15 protein-coding genes and 1 tRNA gene are annotated in these 22,173 nt (G+C 65.8%); 14 read left to right on the top strand and 2 right to left on the bottom strand.

Going from position 1 to position 22,173, the window contains the following annotated elements; translation table 11 throughout:
* Positions 1-259 precede the first annotated feature (259 nt).
* On the bottom strand, positions 260-1,336 hold the full coding sequence (locus AB0F86_RS23820) for an alpha/beta fold hydrolase (protein ID WP_356985207.1): 1,077 nt from the start codon (positions 1,334-1,336) through the stop codon (positions 260-262).
* Positions 1,337-1,541: 205 nt separating this feature from the next.
* Between AB0F86_RS23820 and AB0F86_RS23815 the strand changes: the two genes are divergently transcribed.
* From AB0F86_RS23815 to AB0F86_RS23770, 10 genes are all read left to right on the top strand, one after another.
* Positions 1,542-2,732, top strand: coding sequence for a lipid-transfer protein (locus AB0F86_RS23815; RefSeq protein ID WP_356985206.1), 1,191 nt, complete (start codon positions 1,542-1,544; stop codon positions 2,730-2,732).
* A 34-nt stretch (positions 2,733-2,766) separates the two neighbouring features.
* Positions 2,767-3,207 carry an SRPBCC family protein gene (locus tag AB0F86_RS23810; protein ID WP_181697885.1) on the top strand — a complete coding sequence of 147 codons (441 nt, stop codon included), beginning with the start codon at positions 2,767-2,769 and terminating at the stop codon, positions 3,205-3,207.
* A complete protein-coding gene (locus AB0F86_RS23805; protein WP_067486119.1) occupies positions 3,204-4,082 on the top strand; it encodes a MaoC/PaaZ C-terminal domain-containing protein in 879 nt (292 codons plus the stop codon). Before AB0F86_RS23810 ends, AB0F86_RS23805 begins: the two co-directional genes overlap by 4 nt.
* 12 nt (positions 4,083-4,094) lie before the next feature.
* The gene (locus tag AB0F86_RS23800) at positions 4,095-4,973 is read left to right on the top strand and encodes an SDR family oxidoreductase (RefSeq protein WP_225280971.1); all 879 of its coding nucleotides are present in this window, start codon (positions 4,095-4,097) and stop codon (positions 4,971-4,973) included.
* 2 nt (positions 4,974-4,975) lie between these two features.
* On the top strand, positions 4,976-7,186 hold the full coding sequence (locus tag AB0F86_RS23795; RefSeq protein ID WP_356985205.1) for an acyl-CoA dehydrogenase: 2,211 nt from the start codon (positions 4,976-4,978) through the stop codon (positions 7,184-7,186).
* 119 nt (positions 7,187-7,305) lie between these two features.
* Complete coding sequence (locus tag AB0F86_RS23790) at positions 7,306-8,016, top strand: TetR/AcrR family transcriptional regulator (protein WP_356985204.1); 711 nt, start codon at positions 7,306-7,308, stop codon at positions 8,014-8,016.
* A 490-nt stretch (positions 8,017-8,506) separates the two neighbouring features.
* Complete coding sequence (locus tag AB0F86_RS23785; RefSeq protein WP_356985203.1) at positions 8,507-9,202, top strand: hypothetical protein; 696 nt, start codon at positions 8,507-8,509, stop codon at positions 9,200-9,202.
* A complete protein-coding gene (locus tag AB0F86_RS23780) occupies positions 9,199-10,191 on the top strand; it encodes an effector-associated domain EAD1-containing protein (RefSeq protein ID WP_356985202.1) in 993 nt (330 codons plus the stop codon). The genes AB0F86_RS23785 and AB0F86_RS23780 overlap by 4 nt, the downstream gene beginning before the upstream one ends.
* A complete protein-coding gene (locus AB0F86_RS23775; RefSeq protein WP_356985201.1) occupies positions 10,188-13,907 on the top strand; it encodes a DEAD/DEAH box helicase in 3,720 nt (1,239 codons plus the stop codon). Before AB0F86_RS23780 ends, AB0F86_RS23775 begins: the two co-directional genes overlap by 4 nt.
* A 1,003-nt stretch (positions 13,908-14,910) precedes the next feature.
* Positions 14,911-16,374: an alpha/beta hydrolase gene (locus tag AB0F86_RS23770; protein WP_356985200.1), complete on the top strand. Its 1,464-nt coding sequence runs from the start codon at positions 14,911-14,913 to the stop codon at positions 16,372-16,374.
* A gap of 78 nt (positions 16,375-16,452) precedes the next feature.
* Here the strand turns inward: AB0F86_RS23770 and AB0F86_RS23765 are convergent.
* Positions 16,453-16,526: transfer RNA gene (locus AB0F86_RS23765), tRNA-Arg, on the bottom strand.
* Positions 16,527-16,660: 134 nt separating this feature from the next.
* On the opposite strand from AB0F86_RS23765, the gene AB0F86_RS23760 reads away from it, so the two are divergent.
* From AB0F86_RS23760 to ettA, 4 genes are all read left to right on the top strand, one after another.
* A complete protein-coding gene (locus AB0F86_RS23760) occupies positions 16,661-18,742 on the top strand; it encodes a cytochrome c oxidase assembly protein (protein WP_356985199.1) in 2,082 nt (693 codons plus the stop codon).
* The gene (locus AB0F86_RS23755) at positions 18,739-19,713 is read left to right on the top strand and encodes a serine/threonine dehydratase (RefSeq protein ID WP_356985198.1); all 975 of its coding nucleotides are present in this window, start codon (positions 18,739-18,741) and stop codon (positions 19,711-19,713) included. Before AB0F86_RS23760 ends, AB0F86_RS23755 begins: the two co-directional genes overlap by 4 nt.
* A 128-nt stretch (positions 19,714-19,841) precedes the next feature.
* Positions 19,842-20,411, top strand: a complete 570-nt coding sequence (locus AB0F86_RS23750; RefSeq protein WP_225280976.1) for a single-stranded DNA-binding protein — start codon at positions 19,842-19,844, stop codon at positions 20,409-20,411.
* 70 nt (positions 20,412-20,481) lie between these two features.
* Positions 20,482-22,158 carry an energy-dependent translational throttle protein EttA gene (gene ettA, locus AB0F86_RS23745; RefSeq protein ID WP_181697892.1) on the top strand — a complete coding sequence of 559 codons (1,677 nt, stop codon included), beginning with the start codon at positions 20,482-20,484 and terminating at the stop codon, positions 22,156-22,158.
* The last annotated feature ends 15 nt before the right edge of the window (positions 22,159-22,173 follow it).

The following is a 22,173-nucleotide window of genomic DNA, read 5'->3' as shown; positions in this document are numbered from 1 at the left end:
AACAATCCCCGCGTCCCCCTCCGCATTGCCCCGCACAATCAGTCAACTCTAGGCGGCAGAACCCTGAATCAGGACGAAAACGGCGTTGTTCGCCGATCGTTGTCAGTCCTTGGGGAAACCCGTCGCGAACAGGATCGCGATGGCGACCGAGCTGACCACAGAGATGGCGAGAATGATCCACATGGGGGGCAAGATTACCTGTCGCCCACACTTGACACGGCATCGGTCCGTCTCATCGCGGGCACTCGTGGCCGGACCGTCAGTGTGCGGTGGCACTCCGTGCCAAGAGTTCGTCCGTCTCGACGGTGGTGTCGGCGAGGAAGTCGGCGATCGCGGCCCAGCTGGTGGTGCGGGCGTCGGGGCCGGCGATGATGCCGAGGTGGCTGCCGTCGACCTCGACGAAGGTGACGGGGGCTCCGGTGAGGACATCGACTCCGGCGGCTACCGACGCGGCGGAGGCGAGGGTGTCGCGGTTTCCGCCGATCAGCAGTACCGGGACGGTGATCGCGGTCAGGTCGACGGCGTGTTGGGCGTTGAGATGCACCGTGCGGGTCCACATTTCGTTGCGGATGATCAGCTGGCGGTACACCTGCGAGTAGAAGCGCGCCGGGTAGCCCGGCATCGTGTCCATGAATCGGTCGACGGCCTGCATTCTGGCAAGGGATTCGGGGTCGTTGGCATGGCGCGCGATGTAGAGCGGTTTGGTCAGCTCGCGGTCGAGCGATTGGGCGCGGAAACCGATCCGAACGGCCTGTTTCGGGATGCCGCCGAGTAGGCGCACCGGCGTGGTGACGATCTTGGTCGGTGCGAGGCGGCCGAGCGACCTGGCCAGCGACATCGGCCCGTTGCGTCGCTGGTCGAACGGGGTACCGACCGCGGTCACCGACGCGACGGGGAGTTCGGGGTCGGCCGCGGTGGTCAACAGGCTGATGGTGCCGCCGAACGACCAGCCGATCACCTCGACCGGGGCGTAGCCGTGCTCGGCGCTGACCCGGCGGATCGCGTCGGGCACGATGTCGTCGACCCACTCCTCGAAGCCGAGATCACGGTCGGCGTAGGTGATCTCGCCGTAGTCGATGACGTACACCGCACGGCCGAGGCCGAGGAGGAACTCGACAAGGCTCTGGTCGGGCCGCAGGTCGTAGCACGAGATCGTGACCGCCAGCGGCGGGACAAGCAGGATCGGCTTGCCGACGGCCGGTGTGGTGCGGCGATAGCACCGCAGCCGCCGGTGGGGGTGGTTGTACACGTCGACCGACGGTGTCGGGGTGTAGGGCTCTATCCCCTCCCGGAACAAGGCGCCGATGTTGCGCACCGCGGTGCCCCATCCGACCATCGTCTTCCCTCCATCACTATGCCTGCGCTGACCTGGACATCGTGTCTCACTTACGCGATGGGTCGCAACTTTCCGTGGTGCGCACATCCGCGTGACCGGCAAATTCCCGGACTTCCAGGTATTGACTGGGACACGATGTCCAATATACCTTCCTGGTACACGTAGTCCCACGTACTTGGGATACGCGACACACAGGAGTGCGTACATGACACAGAAGGTGTTCGTCGTCGGCGTCGGCATGACGAAGTTCGAGAAGCCGGGCGCGCTGGAGTGGGATTACCCGGACATGGCCCGCGAGGCGGGCACCAAGGCGCTCGCCGATGCCGGAATCGACTACAACCAGGTCCAGCAGGCCTATGTCGGTTACGTCTACGGCGAGTCGACCGCCGGACAGCGCGCTGTTTACGAACTGGGCATGACCGGCATCCCGGTGGTCAACGTCAACAACAACTGTTCCACCGGCTCGACCGCGCTCTACCTCGCCGCCCAGGCGATCCGCGGCGGCCTGGCCGACTGCACCCTGGCGCTCGGCTTCGAGAAGATGCAGAAGGGCTCGCTCGGCTCCACCTACGACGACCGCGAGCAGCCGATGATGCGGCACCTGCTGGCGCTGGCCGAACTGCAGGAGTTCGCCATGCCGCCCGCGCCGTACATGTTCGGCGCCGCGGGCAAAGAGCACATGGAGCGTTACGGCACCACCGCCGAGCAGTTCGCCAAGATCGGCGTGAAGAACCACAAGCACTCGGTGAACAACCCCTACGCGCAGTTCCAGAAGGAATACAGCCTGGAAGAAGTGCTGGCCGCCAAGCAGATCTACGGCCCGCTCACCAAGCTGCAGTGCTCGCCGACCTCCGACGGTTCGGGCGCGGTGATCCTGGCGAGCGAGGCCTTCGTCGACAAGCACAACCTGGCCGACCGGGCGATCGAGATGGTCGGGCAGTCGATGGTCACCGACCTCGAGACCACGTTCTCCACCAAGAGCGCGATCAACCTGGTCGGCGCCGACATGTCGCGCACCGCCGCCGAAGCGGTCTACGCCCAGGCCGGGATCGGGCCCGAGGACGTCGACGTGATCGAGCTGCACGACTGCTTCTCCACCAATGAACTGCTCACCTACGAAGCGCTCGGCCTCTGCGCCGCGGGCGAAGGCGGGCGTCTCGTCGACGACAACGCCACCACCTACGGCGGCAAGTGGGTCGTCAACCCCTCCGGTGGCCTCATCTCGAAGGGTCACCCGCTCGGCGCGACCGGTCTCGCCCAGTGCAGCGAACTCACCTGGCAGCTGCGCGGCACCGCCGACGCCCGTCAGGTCGACGGAGCGCGTATCGCCCTGCAACACAACATCGGTCTCGGTGGCGCGGTCGTAGTCACCGCCTACCGCCCGGTCAACCGCTGATTTCCGCCACCAATCTCAACGAGGAGTAACCCCCATGGCATCTGTGACTGTTTCCACCGACCTTCCCGTCACCCCCGAGCAGGCCTGGGCGCGGCTGAGCGACCTGGCGAACTGGGAGGAGTGGCTGACCATCCACCAGGGCTGGCGTTCGGACCTGCCCGCCGAGCTGACCGCAGGCGCGCGCTTCATCGAGGTCGTGTCGGTGATGAACATGGCCAACAAGATCGAGTGGACGGTGGCCGAGGTCGACCCGAACAAGTACCTCAAGATCACCGGTACCGGCATGGCGGGTGTCACCGTGGAATTCGCGCTGAAGGTCGAGCCGACCGCCACCGGTTCCTCCGCCGCCTTCGACGCCTCGTTCAAGGGCACCATGATCGTCGGCCCGATCGGCAAGGCCGTCGCCAAGAACGCCGAGGCGGATCTGAAGGAGTCGATGGCCAAGTTCACCGAGCTCGTCGGGTCCGCGGCGTGAGCAGCGCCGACGCGACCACGGCCGGAGTCGTCTTCGACGGCTCCGGCCTGGGGGAATGGACCGACGAGGAGCGTTTCTCGGTCACCGCCGAGCGGATCGCCGAATACGCTGCCGCGACCAATGATCCGATCGCGGCCCACCGCAACGGCGAAGTCGCGCCGCCGGTGTTCGCGGTGGTTCCGGTGTTCACGTCGATGGCGCCCGCCGCGCTGTCGGTGGCGCCGGTGGAATTGCTGATGAAGCTGGTCCACGGTGAGCAGGACTTTCTGTTCCACCGCCCGATCCGGCCCGGCGACGAACTGGTCGTGCGGGCCAAGCCGATCGGGTACGTCGGCAAGCCCAACGGGTCCACCGTCGTCGTCTACGCCGAAACCCGCGACGCGGCAGGCGAACTCGTCAACGAGCAGTGGATGACCGCGTTCTTCCGCAAGGTGGACGCGGGCCCTGGCGAAGGTGAGGCAGCGCCCGAGCACCGCATCACCGACGCCGACCGCGCGGGCGAGCCTGCCGCGCAGGTCACCGCGCAGATCGACAAGGATCAGACCTTCCGGTACTCGCCGGCCTCCGGCGATCCGATGCCGATCCACCTCGATGACGAGATCGCGCAGATGGCGGGGCTGCCCGGCATCATCAACCACGGCCTGTGCACCATGGCCTTCACGTCCTGGGCGGCGCTGACCGAACTCGCCGACAGCGAGACCGCGCGCCTGCGCCGACTCGCCGTGCGCTTCGCCAAGCCCGTCCTGCCGGGCCAGGAGATCACCACCACCTTCTGGCCGACCGGGTCCGCCGACTCCGGTGTGCGCGCCTACGCCTTCGAGACCGAAGCTGCGGGGCAGATCGCCATCACCGACGGCCGCGTCGAATTCAATTAGGAGACAAGACTTATGGGAAAGCTTGATGGTCGCGTCGCGGTGATCACCGGTGCCGGTCGCGGTATCGGTCGCGAACACGCGCTGCTGTTCGCCCGCGAGGGTGCCAAGGTCGTGGTCAACGATCTGGGTGGCGCCAACGACGGCACCGGCACCGATGCCGGGCCCGCCCAGCAGGTGGTCGACGAGATCGTCGCCGCGGGCGGGCAGGCCGTGGCCAACACCGACAACATCGCCACCTGGGAGGGTGCGAAAGCCCTTGTCGACCAGGCGGTCAGCGAGTACGGCTCGCTCGACGTACTGGTGAACAACGCGGGCATCCTGCGCGACGCGTTCATCGCGAGCATGGAGGAATCCCAGTGGGACGCGGTCATCGCCGTGCACCTCAAGGGCCACGCCGCCACCCTGCACCACGCCGCCGCGTACTGGAAGGCGCAGACCAAGGCCGGTAACCCGGTCTCGGCGTCGGTGATCAACACCGCGTCGGCGTCGGGCACCTTCATGCCCAACGCGGGCCAGGGCAACTACGGCGCCGCCAAGGCGGGCATCGCCGCGCTGACGCTGGTCGCCGCCGACGAGCTCGAGCGCTACGGCGTGCGGGTGAACGCGATCGCCCCGATCGCCCGCACCCGGCTCACCCTGGCCACCCCCGGCATGGGCGCGCTGTTCGCCGCCGAGGTGCCCGAGGGCGAGTTCGACCCGTTCTCCCCGGCCAACATCTCCCCGCTGGTCGCGCACCTGGCCGAGGCCGACTGCCCGCTCACCGGCAAGGTGTTCGCGGTGCAGGGCGGCGCCATCATCGAACTCGGCGGCTGGCACGACGTGCGAACCGTCGAGACCGACGGCCCGTGGACGATCGACGGTGTCGCCGCGCAGCTGAAGGAGACCAGCTAGCCATGGCGCGCAACAGCTATGAGCTCGGCGTCGGCGTGAGCGAGGACCACCTGGCCCTCGCCGACGCGGTGAGCGGATTCGTCGAGCGCACCATCACCAGCGAAACCGTCCGTGCGGCAGTAGAATCCACCGACGCCGGGAAGCTGCCCTACTGGGACTCCCTCGTCGCGCAGGATCTGCTCAGCCTGCACATCGCCGAGGACCTCGGTGGACAGGGCGCGGGCCTGCTGACGCTGGCCGTCGCCCTCGAGCCGCTCGGCCGCGGCCTGCACACCGGACCGTTCGTGCCGACGGCACTGGCGAGCGCGGTGCTCGCACAGGACGGGGGAGCGTGGGCGCGTGCCCAGCTGCCCGGTCTCGCCGACGGCTCGCGGACCGGTGCGGTCGCGCTGTCGTCGTCGCTGACCGGTGTGCTGCGCGACGGCGTGCTGATCGTCGACGGGACGGCCGACGGTGTCGTCGGGGCGTTGTCGGCGGATGTGCTCATCGCGCCGGTCACCGTCGACGGTGACCGGCAGTGGGTCGCGTTCGACAATGTCGAGCTGAGCGTGAGCACCCAGGACAACGTCGACGTGCTGCGCGGTGCCGGGCGGTTGCAGGCGGACGCCGTCGAGGTGCCCGCCGAGCGGGTGCTCACGGTGACCTCGACCCGGGTGCGCTCGGTGGCGGCGGTCGTGCTCGGCGCCGAGGCCGTCGGCGTGATGTCGTGGTGTGTCTCGACCGCGGCGGAGTACGCCAAGACCCGCGTGCAGTTCGGTCGTCCGATCGGGCAGTTCCAAGGTGTGAAGCACAAGTGCGCGCACATGGGTATCGCGCTCGAGAAGGCGCGCGCCGTGCTGTGGGACGCCGCGTACGCTCTCGACCGCGATGACGACACCGCCGACTACGCGGCCGCGATCGCCGCGCTGATCATTCCCGACGCCGCCGTCGAGGTGGCCCAGGACTGCATCCAGGTGCACGGTGGCATCGGCTTCACCTGGGAACACGACGCGCACCTGTATTACCGGCGCGCGCTCGCGTTGCGCGGTCAGCTGGGTGGGCGCGACGAACGGGCCGAGGCGGTCGCGGGGTACGCCTTGTCGGGTGTCACCCTCTCGAACGAACTGGAACTGCCCGAGGAAGCAGAGCAGATCCGGGCGGGCATCCGGGCCGAACTGGCCGAGATCGCGGCCATCGACGACGAGGACGACCAGCTCGTCGCCCTCGGCGACGGCGGCTGGAACCTGCCACACCTGCCCCGCCCGTACGGCCGCTCGGCCTCGCCGCTCGAGCAGGTGGTGATCTCGCAGGAGATCAAGGCCTCCGGTATCGCGATGCCGCAGTTGCTGATGGGCACCTGGGCGGTCGGCGCCATCGTCCCGCACGGTGACGAGCGGCAGAAGCGTGAACTTGTCGTGCCGACGCTGCGCGGTGAGCTCGTGTGGTGTCAGTTGTTCAGCGAACCGGGCGCCGGATCCGACCTGGCGAGCCTGACCACGAAGGCCGTCAAGGTCGACGGTGGCTGGCGCGTCACCGGCCAGAAGATCTGGACCACGGTCGCGCAGTTCGCGCAGTGGGCGATGCTGATCGCCCGCACCAGCCCGGACAAGCCGAAGCACGAGGGCATCACCTATTTCGTGCTCGACATGTCGAGCCCGGGCATCACGGTGCGTCCGCTGCGGGAGATGACCGGTTCGGCGCTGTTCAACGAGGTGTTCCTCGACGACGTGTTCATCCCGGACGAGAACGTGGTCGGCGCCGTCGACGACGGCTGGCACGTGGCCCGCACGACCCTGGCGGGCGAGCGGGTGGCGCTGAGCCAGAAGATGGAGGCCTACGCCACCGACACCGACCTGCTGCGGTTCGCGATCGGCCGCGATCTGTCGCCCGTGGCCCGCTACCGGGTGGGCGAGCTGATGGCCGAGAGCCGGGCGGTGGACGTGATCGGTTCCCGGGTGGTGCTCAAGCAGCTGTCCGGCATCGATGTCTCCACCACCTCGAGCGTCGGCAAGCTGCTCGGTATGGGTCTGGGACAGGCGATCTCGGAGTTCATCGTCGCCGAACTCGGTGTCGCCGGTGTCGTCTCGGTGCCGGGCGAGCGTAGCGATCACGCGATGGAACAGCTCATCGCCGGTCGCGCCACCACCATCTACGGTGGCACGACCGAGGTGCAGCTCAATGTCATCGGCGAGCGCATGCTCGGGCTGCCGCGCGACGCGGCGCCGAGCGCGTAACCATGCCGATCGGTCTGCTGTCCGGCTGTCATCACGTGACGGCCGGGCAGCACCCGCGCTGCGTCGATGCCCTGTTCGCGGGCAAATCCACGTCCGACCTCGCGGTGTAGGGTCCGACTGTGCCGAATCTGGAATCCGCCGCGCCCGCTACCTCGTCCGATGGTCGATCGCAGCGGTGGGACGGGCACAAGGCCGAACGACGTGACCAGATCCTGGCCGCCGCCGTCGTCGCCATCCGCGAGGACGGCGCGCGGGTCGGCGTCAAGGACATCGCCGCACGCGCAGGCGTCCCACGCTCGGTGGTCTATCGCCTCTTCGGCGACCGCGACGACCTCGACGAACAGGTCCGCATCCGCATCATCTCCGAATTGATGACACGGCTGACCCCCGTCCTCAACCCGGAGGGCACCGTCGGCGACGCGGTCACCAGGGCGGTGGAAACCTATATCGGCTGGATCGTCACCAATCCTCACCTGCACCGGTTCCTGGCCGCCGGTTCGAAACGGGTCGTCGGCAGCTCCCCGTCGGTCTCCGACGCACGCACAGCCGTCGCCGTGCAGACCTCACGACTTTTCGCGATCAGCATCGCCCGCCACGGCGGGACAACCGAAGTCGCCGAGCCCTTGGCCTTCGGTCTCGTCGGCATGGTCGACAACTCGGTCAACCGTTGGCTCAGCCGCGGCATGCAACCACTCACCGCCGACGAACTGTCACGCGTCCTACAACGCTGGATCGTCAACACGATCGCCGTCACCCTGGCCGACCTCGGCGTCGCCGTCGACGCCCAAACCCCGGTCGCCGACCTCTTCGGCCCTGACCAAGAAAGGTAGCGATCGACCGTGGCGACGCGCGCTGGGTCACTCGGCACAGTGTTGGGCTTGTGGCGTGCATTCGGCATCTACGGTCCGCCAACCGGTATCGCGGCAAACCTGAACGCCGCAGCGAACCGAGCCGCCGACCGCAGCGCGATTCACCTCAGGCCGTCGACCTCGTGTCGATGGCAGATTTTCGTCGATCCCCTGTGCTGAGGCCGGAGGCCTCAGGTGCTCCTGCGTCAAGGCACCACCCGATGTAGTGGGATAGCAGGTACTCGGGAGATCGGAGGACGTAACGTACTGCCTGGCTACAATATTCGAAGTTTAGCTAATCAATTCACCAGTGCCAGAAGGAACCTGAAAACCAGCACGCGGGAATTATTCGCCGATCGACTCGTCGGTTTTCTCATCGACCGGTAGCCTTGGCTAGATAATTTGCGCAGGGAGACAGTGTGTTTCGGGTCCGCCCTGTGTGAGCGCGCGTGCGTATCTGATGAGGTGACGGATGATCGAGCTGCCCGAAGATGTGTTGCCTACTCAGGACCTGGTGTTGTTGCCCGACGACTCGACGCGCGGTGCAGACGACGGCGAACGACCGCAACCACTCTCCGGTAGGATCGCGCTCAACGGCCCGGGCATCCGTCGCCTGAACGCTACTGTTTTGGGCTTGCAGTCTCGTGAGCTACTGATCTCGGAGCTGGAGACCGATCAATACGATTACTATTTGGTCTGGGTGTCCGTCACCTTTCTACCCGTCTATAACCGAGCGCCGCTCGAATTCACTCGCATTTCCCTGTCGCTGAAGTCTGAACCTGAATTTCCTAACCCGATCGCGCACGCGATGGCGCCGATGCGGGTGCTGGACCCTGTGGAAATCAGTCAGGTCCGCCGCTTCGGGCCACAGCTGTCTATTCTGGGGGCTGACGCATCGCTCGGTGAAATCGGGAAAACCATCAAATACACGTCAAGTCAACCGTATGTCGAAGCATTGGGACTACAAGGCGCCGTGCCCGCCTGGGAATTCCGCCGAACCCGGTCGCATGACCTCTTCGGGTGTCATCGCCTCGACTTGGTCGTCCGCACCGCCGCTGGGGCTATCACAGACGCGAACTTTACCGTGACCGCCGGGGTGAAGATGCCGATACTGCGGCGCTTTACCCGGCAGCTTCCGAACCCGCTTCGACTCGAGGCGACATTGTGAACGATTTTGGGAAATCCGATCAACGAGTCGACCAACGTGGCGCGGCGACGCCCTGGGACATCGAGGGCGAAGACTGGTCGGCATTGTGTCGTGTGCTCTGCGCTCAGTACGGAACCGAGATCCGCCGCAGGCAGCTCGCGGTCCAGCTCGGGTTTCCAGACGGGGAATTACCCTATGCGACAACACCGATGGACTTCTGGCAGGAGTTCCGGCTGTCTGCTGAAGGCGGCGTTGTCGACTGGGGATTCCGCGAATTGCTATCGGCCGTTGCGGCGCGATTTCCGTACAACAGTGACGTTATTCGACTCCAAGCGCGATATGGCGGCGCAGCCAGGTCCAGCGGGGCGGAGGGAAGACGGGAGCGACCCGCACGTGGCTCGCGCTCCGATCGCGGCTTCAAGGTGATGGTCCTGGGCGCGGAACCCGGGGAGCGGTCGCCAGTGGGTGTGCAGGCTGAGATGCGTGAAATCCGTGCAGCTCTGCCTCCTCACTGGGACTTGGTCCTCTGCACGGCGACCGCTCCGTCGGACCTTGTGGTGCTACGGCGAGAGCAACCGGACATTTTGCACCTGGCCTGTCACGGCGGCGGCGGCGTTCTTCTCCTGGAGAACGCTGACGGGCTTTCCCATCAGCTACCTGCCGAAGACCTTGCCGAAACCCTGCGGTTGGCGGCTGATTTCCACGGGCATCGTCTGCGGGCAATCCTCTTGCGGTCGTGTGAGAGTTCTGAAGTCGCCGAACTGTTCGTCGGGCTCGCCGATGTGGTCATCGCGCACCGGGGTCAGCTTGATGCTGGTTGTTCAGCGCTATTCGCTGGGGCCTTCTATCGCGAACTGGTCGAGGCGGCCGACATGGACGTCCGAACTCTACGTAGCGTCGCACGAATCGCCGCTCAAGACACGGTGAACACTGCGGATCTATGTCGGTCTGTGCGGACGGATCTCATTGTTCTGCCTGAGGAGGTTAGTGCCATGGAGGTTACGGAATGACACCCTCGGAGCGTTTGGAACAGGGTCGGTCCGATCGTGGTGGTGGTTCTTCTCGATGGGACCTGGATCAGGACGACTGGGAAACGTTGCGTGACGAACTGAGTGTGCTCTATGGAAGTGAAGAATCACGTCGGAGTTTTGCGCGAGATCTGAATTTTCCGCCTGAAGACATTCCAAATGCCTCTAATTCAAGAGACTTCTGGGACAGTTTCAGGCAGACCGCCGAGGATGGGGCGGTGCCGTGGGATTTTCGCATGGTTGTTGAAACGGTTCGCAAGCGACGTCGCTACAACGATAGAATAAATAATCTGTGGGTCAAGTATGTCGATCATGGAGAAGCGCTGGAATCACTAACTGAATCGCCGTCAGAAGCGAGGGAGGCTATGACGGTTCAGTCCAATCCTGATTCCATATTCGAAGCCATTAGCGGCGAAGTATTGACCGACGTGGTCCACAGTGTCGGCGGAGAAGGCACCGTCCGGGGAAGCCCGGAGTACAGCAAGTTGCTTCCCGGCTCCAAGCAGCAGGACCGAAAAGATGCAATTATGTCACTGTGGGAAGAGCGTCTCGGTCCATGGGATCGGCTGGACAAGTTCCAGCGAGAACTCATAGGGGTCTGTCGGTCGGTTATCGATAATCGTGGCGTTGCCTTGGTATATGCCGTGACGAACAGCGGAAAGACCACAATCGCACGTGCCGGGATGACTATGGTGCTCAACGATGGAAAATCCGCGATGATGCTCCTGCCTACCAAAGCGCTGGTGGCGCAGGAGGAAACGGAATGGAATAGCTGGTTGGGGAGCCGCGAACCGCTGAAGAAACTCCAGGTCTATGGTGTCTCGCGTGATCACCCGGAGAGTGATCGTCCAGTTTCAGGAGGCTACTACAGCATCGCAGTCGCCATTTACGAAAAACTGGGCGTCTACCTCGTGAACTGCTTGAACCCCCTGGAGGGGGCCGGCCTCGTTGTGGTGGACGAGCTGCAGATGCTGACCGAGCGGAGTGAACGGGCGGCGAAGCTCGAGGCGCTCCTGACCTTGATCAAGCTCCGTATCGGTGACGAGCAACCCGCCTTGATGGGTTTGTCCGCCGCGCTCACACCAGAGGCGGGTACGGCCCTAGCGGCGTGGCTCGGTCGTGGCCGTACCGTCTACACGCCTACGAGCAACAACCGTCCGGTTCCGCTCGACACCTATGTCGTCGATCAGAAGAACTGGCTGATTCAGCGTGACGCTCATTTGTTGAGCATGCCCGGGGACGCCGCCCCTGAGCCCGAGCAGGAGGAGCCGCACGAGCTGTCGGAACTGCGCAAACGATATGCGCAGCCACTGTCGAAAGGTCTGGACGGCCTCCAAGGAACTCTCTCGACCGCCGAGCTGGCTGTCACTCTGGTCCTGAGTATGCTCAGCGAGGACAACTCCAGGAGAATTATCTGTTTCGTACCGACCAGGACCGCAGCGAAGCAGCTGGCGGAGGCGATCAGAAAGGTCTTGGAGTATTCGACCGGCGGTCGCCTACAGAGGGGGTCACCGTGGATGGTCGGACGATACAAAAGTTCATTGTCGGCAGATCGAGATGAAGCGGAGAACCTCTACTCGCGGCTTCGAACGTCGGATATTCCCGACTATGATGAGGTAATTCGGGGAATGCGAACCGGCGTCGCATTTCACACCGCAGCACTGGCGCCCCCATTGCGCCGGATGCTGGAAGAGGAATTCCGTGCGGAGGACGGGCTGTTGCGTGTCCTGGTGGCCACGGACACCCTGGCGGTCGGCCTGAACCTACCGGCCGATACTGTTATCGCCACCAGCATAACTGGGCTCACCGGGACGGCCACGGATGGTGTCCGGCAGGTCCTGTTGCCCGCAGATCTCGACAACAAAGGCGGACGGGCTGGCCGTCGTGGAAAGGGCACTGCGGCGAGGGGGACATTCTACATTCTGGTTCCGTCCGATCGAGAGCTCCAGCAGGTCGACGGTTTGTCCTCTGCTGAGGTGGACGCTTTGTCGAGTCTCAGAGGGGTTTTTCAACGATTCGTCAAGAGCAAGGAGCGGTCGTCAAAGGTTCAGTCGCAGTATCGGGATGCCGACGCGATCAGCGGTCTGGTGTTGCAGGTGCTCTGCCAAGATGATTGGGGTCGGCCCAGAATTCAATGGGTGAGCAGGGTTAAGGTAATACTAGAAAATCTGTTGATCAGTTATGAACCGGAACATCCGGCATTGCCGACGCCCGAGGATATCCTGGCAAATCTGCAAACTCGCGGAATGATCGAAGAGGTTGCAAGTAGCACCATCCCCGGCGCGGGGACGAGGCTGAAGCTTACGCCGGTAGGGCACGCGGTCGGGCGCTCCGGTCTCGAACTAGACGACGCGCCGGAACTACTGCGCCTGGCGGAGCGGGCGCGTAGTGGATCGGGCACCATAGATCTCCTGTGGCATGCGTGCCAGGCGCGATCCATTCGGAAAGTGACGACCTGGGTGTCGCTTCCCGGCAAAGGTTCGAGCCGGCACATGCCGTCCCTCAAGGAGGCGGTGCAATCCATGGCGTTAGCGCATTGCGCCGAGTCGGACACGCAGCGGGAAGCATGTGTCGATTGGGTTGCGGCTGAGGGAGCGCGACTGCCGGAGCGATTGCTCGATCCTTGTAACGCCGTGGTCTCGGACGAGCTGCGCAATCTACTGGTGAGCAATGAGGAAGGTGCACCACTCGATGGCGTGAATGCGCTGTTGCGCGCGCTTGTTGCTTACGAGTGGATGAACGGTGTGCGGTTTGCCGAGATGAAACAGCGCTTCTCGGGGACCATCCGCTCTGAAGAGGAGCCGGACAGAGGGAGGCCCAGCGCTCCGTCGGTTCCGCTGCACTATTCGGATATCGAGCAGCTGTGCGAACAGATGGCCGGCTACCTGCGCGCCGCAGCCGAGATCAGTGTCACCGATGACGGGGTCGATCATTCCGGTCGGATGCAGATGATCGCTCAGCAGGTGGAATCCGGGCTGCCCGTCTGGTTGGCGAAGGTATCCCGAATGCGGATTTCTGGGCTTCATCGCGAGCGTCTGGCGAAGCTGGCGAACATCCCGGAGGAACATCAGATGGTCCCCCTGTCGAAGCTGGTCGATGCCGTGCAACTCGGTGACGGGCTGAGTGCCGCTGAACGGGAGCATGCCAGGCGAATAATCGATAATCGTGTCGATCAGGAGCGCCAGCACCGTGAGCGCTTGACCCGGGAGTGGGCAAGCGTGCCTGTCCCGGATGGCGACGGTACATACTTCGACGACATATCAGGCGAGCTCGAGCAGGCAGTCGGATCTCGGCCGTATTTGGCCACATTGTGTGAGCTGGTGGGCTGGCTGGGTATCACAGCCGAGGCGGCCGTACACGAGGGCCAGTATCTTTCGTCCGTTTGGAGTGCCGATGGAGCGGAGTCACTCAAGGTTCTTGTGCCGGCAACCGAACTGACCGGAGAAATGGTTGTCGCGGTCGCGGAGGACCGTGTCTTGGTCGTCGTGCGGGACCGCCGCCCCGGAGCCTTCGGGCTGCTGGGGACGCAGGGATCACGAGCCCGGTTTCTGGAGCCGGACCACCTCCTGTCGGTTCTCGCGCACCTGGTGAAGCACCGGGGAACGGTACCTGGTCGGGAGGTGATCGATGAGTTGCGGAAGATCCGGGTGTCGTCGCTGGGCGCAGGTTCCTGGTCGGTGAATCCGATTCAGACCTGATGACGGCATATGGTGTCTGACCATCATGAGGGGGCGAACGGCCTTGAGACGGCCTGCCGCGGCCCGAGTCGCTTGCCGACGTGATGGCAGGACGGCTCCCAGGTCGGTATCGAGGAGTCATCGAGGAACGAGAATGCGACGCGATAATCGTGCGGATGGGTCCGCTCTCGGTCCGCTGTCCCTCGCAGCGGCGAGATGCACCCCGACGACCGGGACTTTCGCGCATTCACGATCAATGAACAGCGGATCAGACGGTTTCGGGGCAGATTTCGCTCTCGAGTAGTGCTACGAACAGCTCGGGTTCTTGCGCGGCCAGGGACGAACGCAGGCCTGCCGCGGTGATCGCGAGCCCTGCGGCAGTTGCGAGCACAAGGTCGTTGGCCCAGTGAGGTGGATAGGGCGGTGATGAGTTAGTTGAACGGCTGAGGGCACTTCGACCACCTGGGCGCTAAGCGCTGACTGTCCAGGCCTGTTGTGGTGTTGAGGAACTCGAACGGCTCGTACTCCCGCCCGGCATCATCCCCGGGCCGTAGCAGATTGTGTCGATGCGCTGGGGAGCACGTCTGGCGAGTTCGTAACCCAGTACAAGGTTTCGAGTTTGCTCGTGGAAGGCGATGTCCGCTGATTAATGGGTTGTGGATATCGACTTGCTGTCTCCGCTTAGTGCGGTGCTGAACCTGACGAATTTCGGCGTGGTTCCCGACGAATGCCAGCGTGGTGCTCGCGGGTTTCGGCCACGGTGTACTGGTGAATTCCAGCGCGATTCGCAGTTTCTGAGATGCCCACGGACCGCATCCGTGGAGGCTGGATCATGCAGCAGGCCAAGGGAATCGGGGGCGGAGCGCGATTCGGTACTGTGACGTACGCGATAGTCGTCGGCGGGTAGCTGCCGGGGGCCGGGCGGGGTGATCGTGCCGAGAAGCGGGGGCAAGCTGTGCGTACTTCGATGACGTTGCTGTGTGTGATGGCCATGGTGCTGCTCCCCTTTGGAGGTTCGACGTCGATGGCTGCCCCCTGCGCGGGATTGCGCTGGGGCCCGTGTCCCACGGCGGCGGGCGCTGGTGCGGCGTTGTGTACGACGGTGACGGTCCCGATGAACTACTCGGTGCCGGAGGGGAAACAGATCGAGCTCACGGTGAGCCGGATGCAGCCGGTTGGATCTGCCCAGGGGCGCGGCGTGCTGTTCGCGGGCCAGGGCGGGCCGGGAGTGGACGCGTTGAACTTCTGGTCCTCGCGTGATTCTCGAGTGCCCGCGCTACGGGAATTCGACCGCATCGCTGTCCAACCGCGCGGCCTGCGCTGGTCGACGCCGCTGCGCTGCACCAAGGCGGTCGTGGTGATCCTGCCGGTGACCGACCGCGCCTCGTGCGAGGCCGCGGCGCCCGGCTACCCGGGGACGCTCACCACCGAGACGCTCGCTCGCGATCTCGAACAGGTGCGCCGGGCGCTCGGTACCGAGCAGATCAGCTTCTATGGCGGGTCCTACGGGACGGCCCTGGGGGCGGCGTATGCCACGTTGTTTTCCGAACGGGTCGACAAGATGGTGCTGGACGCCAACGTGAACCCGGAGTGGGCCTGGGGCGAGCAGTTCGCGCGTGGATGGCAGGCCAGGGAGGCCGCTGTCTACGAACTGTTCGACTGGATCGCCGCGAATGATGACACCTACGGCCTCGGTGCGACCCGGCGTGCGGTCGCGGGTGAATGGGCTCGACAGGTCGATGCTCAAGGCGGGGGCTGGCAGGCGCGGCTGGATCCCGCGCTCGGCGGTGCTCTTGGTGCGCTCGTCAACGGAGGCGCCGAGGTCGGCTCGGATGAGCTCTCGGGTCGGTTGGCGAACCTGGTGCAGTCGGTGCGTCGACCGGGCGCAGGGCAGAGCCTGACACAGAGCGCCACCGACGCCGCCGTCTACTGGCGCAACTACTGGCCGTACCTGGCCGAAGGCATGCGCCGGTATAAGGATGATCCGCGACACATCGAGTTCCTCTCCTATGTCGCGTCTCGGCTTTCCCCCGACCCGACCTCAGGTTGGGTCTACGACGCGATCACGTGCAATGAGGCCGGGGCCGTTTCGTCGGCCGGTGTCGCTGCTTTGGTCGAATTCGCCAACGGGGCAAGCTACTTCCAGTTTGCCGCCGAGCTGCAACGGTCCGATGTGCTGTGCGCTGCGTGGCCGTCGTCCGCGCAGCGGATGGCGTTCCACGGGCGCGGGTTGGCACATCCTCCGCTGATCGTGCAGACCTCGGCGGATGCAGCCACCCCGGCTGCGGGCGGGCCCGCCATGGCTGCCGCGCTCGGCGGGACGCTGCTGCGGGTCGACGGTACCGACCACGGGTCGTTCGCACGCTACAACCCGGCTGTCGACCAGGCCGTGCTGCACTACCTCGTAACCGGCGAAACCACTCTCACCCACGCACCCGCAGCACCGATCACCACTCCGAGCCCACCATCTGTGCTCCCCTGGGACTGAACGAAAACGCCACCACGCGCATGTGCGGAGAACGAAGAAAGCTCCTGACCGGCATATGCGCAGGTCAGGAGCCATTTGCGCCCCCGGCAGGAATCGAACCTGCGACCTAGGGATTAGAAGGCCCTTGCTCTATCCAACTGAGCTACGGAGGCAGACGCATTCACCTTTGTCGATGTCGGCGTCGGTGTCCAGCGCGAAAAGTATAGCGACCGACCGGGTGGTGGGCGGGGTTGGGAGCGGCGCCCCATGGGCGCGTGGGGGAGCAGGTCGAACTACCCTCGTTGACATGTCGTTATCGCAAGACCCCTCCGCAGGAACCGTCGGCGACGGCGCTGGACCGGCGGAGACGGATCGGGCGGCCGCGACGGGCAGCAGTTCCTCGACGGGTGGGCGGGCGTTCGGTGCGCTCGGGGTGATCGCCGGGGCGATGGCCGCGGCGGTCGCGGCGATCGTCGTCGCGTTGTCGGCGGCGCAGGCGCTGAGTCTGCTGGGGATTCCCGATCCCGGTGCGCTCACCACGTACGGGTTGCCCGCGTTGCGGGCCCTCGCCGACCTGTCCGCCGCCGTGACGGTCGGCTCCCTGCTGTTCGCGGCGTTCCTGCTGCCGCCGAAAGACAGCGGGTTGCTCGAGGCCGGTGGGTACCGGGCGGTGCGACGGGCCTCGGACGCGGCGATCGTCTGGGCGGTGTGCGCGGCGTTGCTCGTGCCGCTGACGGTGTCGGATACGACGGGTCAGCCGGTGGGTTCGATCTGGCGGCCCGAAGTGCTGTGGCCGGTGATCGCCCAGGTCGAGGTGGCGGGCGCCTGGCGAACGACCACCGTGCTCGCCCTCGTCCTCGCGATCGGGTGCCGACTGGCCTTGCGCTGGAGCTGGACGCCGATCCTGCTCGCGCTCGCGATCGGCACCATGATGCCGTTGGCCTTGACCGGGCACTCGTCCTCGGGCGGTTCGCACGACGTGGCGACCAACTCGCTCATCCTGCACATGATCTCGGCCGCGGTGTGGGTCGGTGGGCTGGTCGCGGTGCTCGCCCACGCGATGCGCGGCGGCGCCGATACCGATGTCGCCGCCCGGCGTTTCTCACTGGCCGCGACCGTCGCGATCGTTGTCATCGCGCTCAGCGGTGTGATCAACGCCTGGGTTCGGGTGCCGGCCGCCGAGCTGTTCACCACCACGTACGGCAGGCTCGTGCTCGCCAAAACGGCGGCACTCGTGCTGCTCGCGGGCCTCGGCTTCCTGCAGCGACGGGCCGCCCTGCCCGCGCTGGCCGCGGATGCGCGCGATCGCGCGGCGCTGATCCGGTTCGCCGGCGTGGAGATGCTGATCTTCGCCGCCACGATCGGCCTCGCCGTGGGCCTCGGACGCACCCCACCTCCGCCACCGACGTCCATCCCCACGCCGACGGAAGTGGAGCTGGGCTACAGCGTCGACGGCCCGCCGACCGTCGGCAGGCTGCTGTTCGACTGGCGATTCGACCTGATCTTCGGCACCCTCGCCATCGTGCTCGCCGCCCTGTACCTGCTCGGTGTGTACCGGCTGCGTACGCGCGGCGACGCCTGGCCGCTCGGCCGGACCATCGCCTGGTGCAGCGGCTGCCTCGTGCTGTTGCTCGCCACCTCCTCGGGCGTCGGCCGGTATGCGCCCGCCATGTTCAGCGTGCACATGGGCGCGCACATGGCGTTGTCGATGCTCGCGCCGATCCTGCTCGCCCTCGGCGGTGCGGTGACCCTCGCCCTGCGCGCGCTCACGCCCGCCGGTCGCGGCGGGATTCCCGGCCCGCGCGAATGGATCCTCGCGGCCGTGCACAACCCGGTCTCGCGGTTCCTCACCCAGCCGGTGGTCGCGTCGGTGATCTTCGTGGCCGGGTTCTACGCGCTCTACCTCGGTGGGATCTTCGACGCCACAGTCGATTCGCACGCGGCGCACCTGATGATGAACGCGCACTTCCTCATCAGCGGTTATCTGTTCTACTGGGTGGTGATCGGCATCGATCCCAAACCGCGTGAGGTGGCGCCGTTGACCAAGCTGGCCATGGTGTTCGGCACCCTGCCGTTCCACGCCTTCTTCGGTATCGCTCTGATGAGCATGACGACCGTCCTCGGTGGCTGGTTCTACCGCACCCTCGACCTGGGCTGGAATATCGACCTGCTCGCCGATCAGCGCAACGGTGGCAGCTTCGCCTGGGCGAGCGGTGAGGTGCCGCTGGTCGTGGTGATGCTGGCGCTGCTGATCCAGTGGTCCCGCAGCGATCAGCGGCTCGCCAAGCGCACCGACCGCGCGGCCGACCGCGACAACGACGCCGAACTCAACGCCTACAACGCGATGTACGCCGAGCTGGCGCGTCGCGACCGTGAGGTGCGTCCGTGACCGAATGCGGTACACCGGCGAGCCAGACGAGTCGACCGGTCGGGACGCCGCGTGTGCTGCGGACCGATGTGCGGACGGCTCGGCGCCGATTATCGGGGCGGGTGCGTAAGACACCGGTGTTCCACACCAGCGTCGACGGGCCCGACGGACCGGTTCCGGTGTCGTTGAAGATGGAATTCCTGCAGCACGGCGGCACCTTCAAGGTGCGTGGTGCGTTCAACGCGCTGCTGGCCGAGGAATCTGCCGGGCACGTTGTCGTCGCCTCGGGTGGCAACGCCGGGATCGCGTTCGCGCTGGCAGCGGCGCAGCTCGGTAAGGAATGCACGGTCGTCGTGCCCGAATCCGCACCGCACACGAAGGTCGCGGCCATGTGGGCGCACGGTGCGGAGGTGCTCTGGCACGGGGCGACCTTCGCCGAAGCCGAGCGCCACGCGGTGACCCTGGCGGCCGAACGCGGCGCCGGGCACCTGCGCGCCGACGACATTCCCGCGGTGGTGGCGGGTGCGGGCATCATCGGTCTCGAGCTGGAGGAACAGGTGCGCGGGCGGCCGCCGGTGCTGGCGGCCGTCGGCTGCGGCGGGCTGATCGCCGGGCTCGGGGCCGCGCTCGGCAGGCGACGTCAGATCGTCGGGGTGGAATCCGAGCACACGCCCGCACTGTCGGCCGCGCTCGCGGCGGGCAGGCCGGTCGACGTCGCCGCGCCGTCCCCGGGCGACGAGCCGATGTGCGCGACCCGGGTCGGCGATATCGCCTACGACATCGCCAGTCGACAGCAGATGCGGGCCCTCGGCGTGGCCGACGACGCGGTGACCCGTGCGCGCGAGTACCTGTGGCGCGAATTCCGGGTGGTCGTCGAACTCGAGGGCGCGTCCGCGCTGGCAGCGGTGCAGAGCGGGGCCTACACCCCGGAGCCGGGCGTGCGGCCGATCGTGGTGTTGTGCGGGGCGAACACCGAACTGCCCATGCTCTGACACGGCGGATATCCACAACCCGAGAAGTTGTCCCCAGATGTCGGCGGTGCCGGATCGGCGGTGCCTGCCTGCGCCATTCTTGAATGGTCAGAGCAACAACACCGAATGTCTGAGCGGGGGCGGTTTCGATGTACGAGGCGAATGCGACGGTGATCGGCACAGTGGTCAACCATCCCGTGCGGCGGGATCTGGCCAACGGCGAGCAGGTGGTGTCGTTCCGGATGGCGAGCACGGCACGCCGGTTCGATCCGAGCGCGGGCGAATGGGTGGATGCGGGCACGCTCTATCTCACGGTCAGCTGCTGGCGCAGATTGGTCGCCGGGGTCGACCGATCACTGCGCCGGGGCGATCCGGTGATCGCCTACGGTCAGCTGCGCTCGCACGAATACCGGGGCAAGGACGGCGGCGAACGTCGTGACCTGGAAATGCGCGCCGTCGCGGTGGGACCCGATCTCGGCCGGTGCAGTGCCACCATCCAGCGACGATCGGAGGCGGCGCGGTTCACCCCGCACGTGGTACGGAATATTCCGGGCGATCAGGGCGCTGTAGTGTCGGCTGCCGCACCGCCGGGGGCGGAGGGCGAGTATGCGCCCGAGGACCGTTCTGCCGTAGCCTCTACGTCCGCGGCGGATTCCCTCCCGGCGCGATCGCCGGACGAGATGCCGATCGAAGGCATTCCCGCGCAGGTCGACGCTTGAGGGCAGGTCCGCGGCACCGGCCCCCGCTCCGCATCGCACCCCTGTTACCCGCACCGATAGGCTTCCATATATGGCTGAGTTCATTTATTCGATGATCAAAGTTCGCAAGGCGCACGGCGACAAGGTCATTCTCGACGACGTTTCGTTGAACTTCCTGCCCGGCGCCAAGATCGGCGTGGTCGGCCCGAACGGTGCGGGTAAGTCCAGCGTGCTGAAGATCATGGCGGGGGTGGACCGGCCGAACAACGGTGAAGCGTTCCTCGCGCCCGGCGCTTCGGTCGGCATCCTCATGCAGGAACCGGACCTGAACGAGGAGAAGACCGTCCGCGGCAACGTGGAGGAGGGCCTCGGCGAGGTCAAGGTGAAGCTGGATCGCTTCAACGAGATCGCCGAGCTCATGGCCACGGAGTACTCCGACGAGCTCATGGACGAGATGGGCCAACTGCAGGAGTTCCTCGACCACGCCGACGCGTGGGATGTCGACTCCCAACTCGAGCAGGCCATGGACGCGCTGCGTTGCCCGCCGCCGGACGAGCCGGTCACCAACCTCTCCGGTGGTGAGCGTCGTCGCGTCGCGCTGTGCAAGCTGCTGCTGAGCAAGCCCGACCTGCTGCTGCTCGACGAACCGACCAACCACCTGGACGCCGAGAGCGTGCTGTGGCTCGAACAGCACCTGGCCTCCTACCCGGGTGCCGTGCTCGCCGTCACCCACGACCGGTACTTCCTCGACAACGTCGCGCAGTGGATCCTCGAACTCGACCGCGGTCGGGCCATCGGCTACGAGGGCAACTACTCCACCTACCTGGAGAAGAAGGCCCAGCGTCTCGAGGTGCAGGGCAAGAAGGACCAGAAGCTGCAGAAGCGCCTCAAGGAGGAGCTGGCCTGGGTTCGTTCCGGCGCCAAGGCCCGCCAGGCCAAGAACAAAGCCCGCCTCGGGCGCTACGAAGAGATGGCGGCCGAGGCCGAGCGGCACCGCAAGTTGGACTTCGAGGAGATCCAGATCCCCGCGGGTCCGCGCCTCGGCGACATCGTGGTCAACGTCTCGCACCTGGACAAGGGCTTCGGCGATCGTCAGCTCATCAAGGATCTGTCGTTCACGTTGCCGCGCAACGGCATCGTCGGTGTGATCGGCCCCAACGGTGTCGGTAAGACCACGCTGTTCAAGACCATCGTCGGGCTCGAGGAGCCCGACAGCGGCGAGGTGAAGGTCGGCGAGACCGTCAAGCTCAGCTACGTCGACCAGAATCGTGCGGGCATCGACCCGAACAAGAACGTCTGGCAGGTCGTCTCCGACGGGCTCGACTTCATCGAGGTCGGCAACCAGGAGATGCCCTCGCGTGCCTACGTCAGCGCGTTCGGTTTCAAGGGCCCGGATCAGCAGAAGCCGGCCGGAGTGCTCTCCGGTGGTGAGCGCAACCGCCTGAACCTGGCGCTCACCCTCAAGCAGGGTGGCAACCTGATCCTGCTCGACGAGCCGACCAACGACCTCGACGTCGAGACCCTGAGCTCGCTCGAGAACGCGCTCGAGCAGTTCCCGGGCTGCGCCGTCGTGATCTCCCACGACCGGTGGTTCCTCGACCGCACCTGCACCCACATCCTGGCGTGGGAAGGCGACAACGACAACGAAGCCAAGTGGTTCTGGTTCGAGGGCAACTTCGAGGCCTACGAGGCGAACAAGGTGGAGCGGATGGGCGCGGAAGCCGCTCGCCCGCACCGGGTTACGCACCGTAAGCTCACTCGCGACTGATATTCGCGCGGACCG

The sequence above is a fragment of the Nocardia sp. NPDC023733 genome (genome assembly GCF_040639775.1).
In the GTDB taxonomy this organism is placed as follows: domain Bacteria; phylum Actinomycetota; class Actinomycetes; order Mycobacteriales; family Mycobacteriaceae; genus Nocardia; species Nocardia rosealba.
This window is presented reverse-complemented; position numbering and strand designations above follow the sequence as displayed.

Coding starts and splice junctions, on each gene's coding strand:
- AB0F86_RS23820 (WP_356985207.1), bottom strand. CDS start 1,336: ATGGTCGGATGGGGCACCGCGGTGCGCAACATCGGCGCCTTGTTCCGG.
- AB0F86_RS23815 (WP_356985206.1), top strand. CDS start 1,542: ATGACACAGAAGGTGTTCGTCGTCGGCGTCGGCATGACGAAGTTCGAG.
- AB0F86_RS23810 (WP_181697885.1), top strand. CDS start 2,767: ATGGCATCTGTGACTGTTTCCACCGACCTTCCCGTCACCCCCGAGCAG.
- AB0F86_RS23800 (WP_225280971.1), top strand. CDS start 4,095: ATGGGAAAGCTTGATGGTCGCGTCGCGGTGATCACCGGTGCCGGTCGC.
- AB0F86_RS23795 (WP_356985205.1), top strand. CDS start 4,976: ATGGCGCGCAACAGCTATGAGCTCGGCGTCGGCGTGAGCGAGGACCAC.
- AB0F86_RS23785 (WP_356985203.1), top strand. CDS start 8,507: ATGATCGAGCTGCCCGAAGATGTGTTGCCTACTCAGGACCTGGTGTTG.
- AB0F86_RS23775 (WP_356985201.1), top strand. CDS start 10,188: ATGACACCCTCGGAGCGTTTGGAACAGGGTCGGTCCGATCGTGGTGGT.
- AB0F86_RS23770 (WP_356985200.1), top strand. CDS start 14,911: ATGGCTGCCCCCTGCGCGGGATTGCGCTGGGGCCCGTGTCCCACGGCG.
- AB0F86_RS23760 (WP_356985199.1), top strand. CDS start 16,661: ATGTCGTTATCGCAAGACCCCTCCGCAGGAACCGTCGGCGACGGCGCT.
- AB0F86_RS23750 (WP_225280976.1), top strand. CDS start 19,842: ATGTACGAGGCGAATGCGACGGTGATCGGCACAGTGGTCAACCATCCC.
- ettA (WP_181697892.1), top strand. CDS start 20,482: ATGGCTGAGTTCATTTATTCGATGATCAAAGTTCGCAAGGCGCACGGC.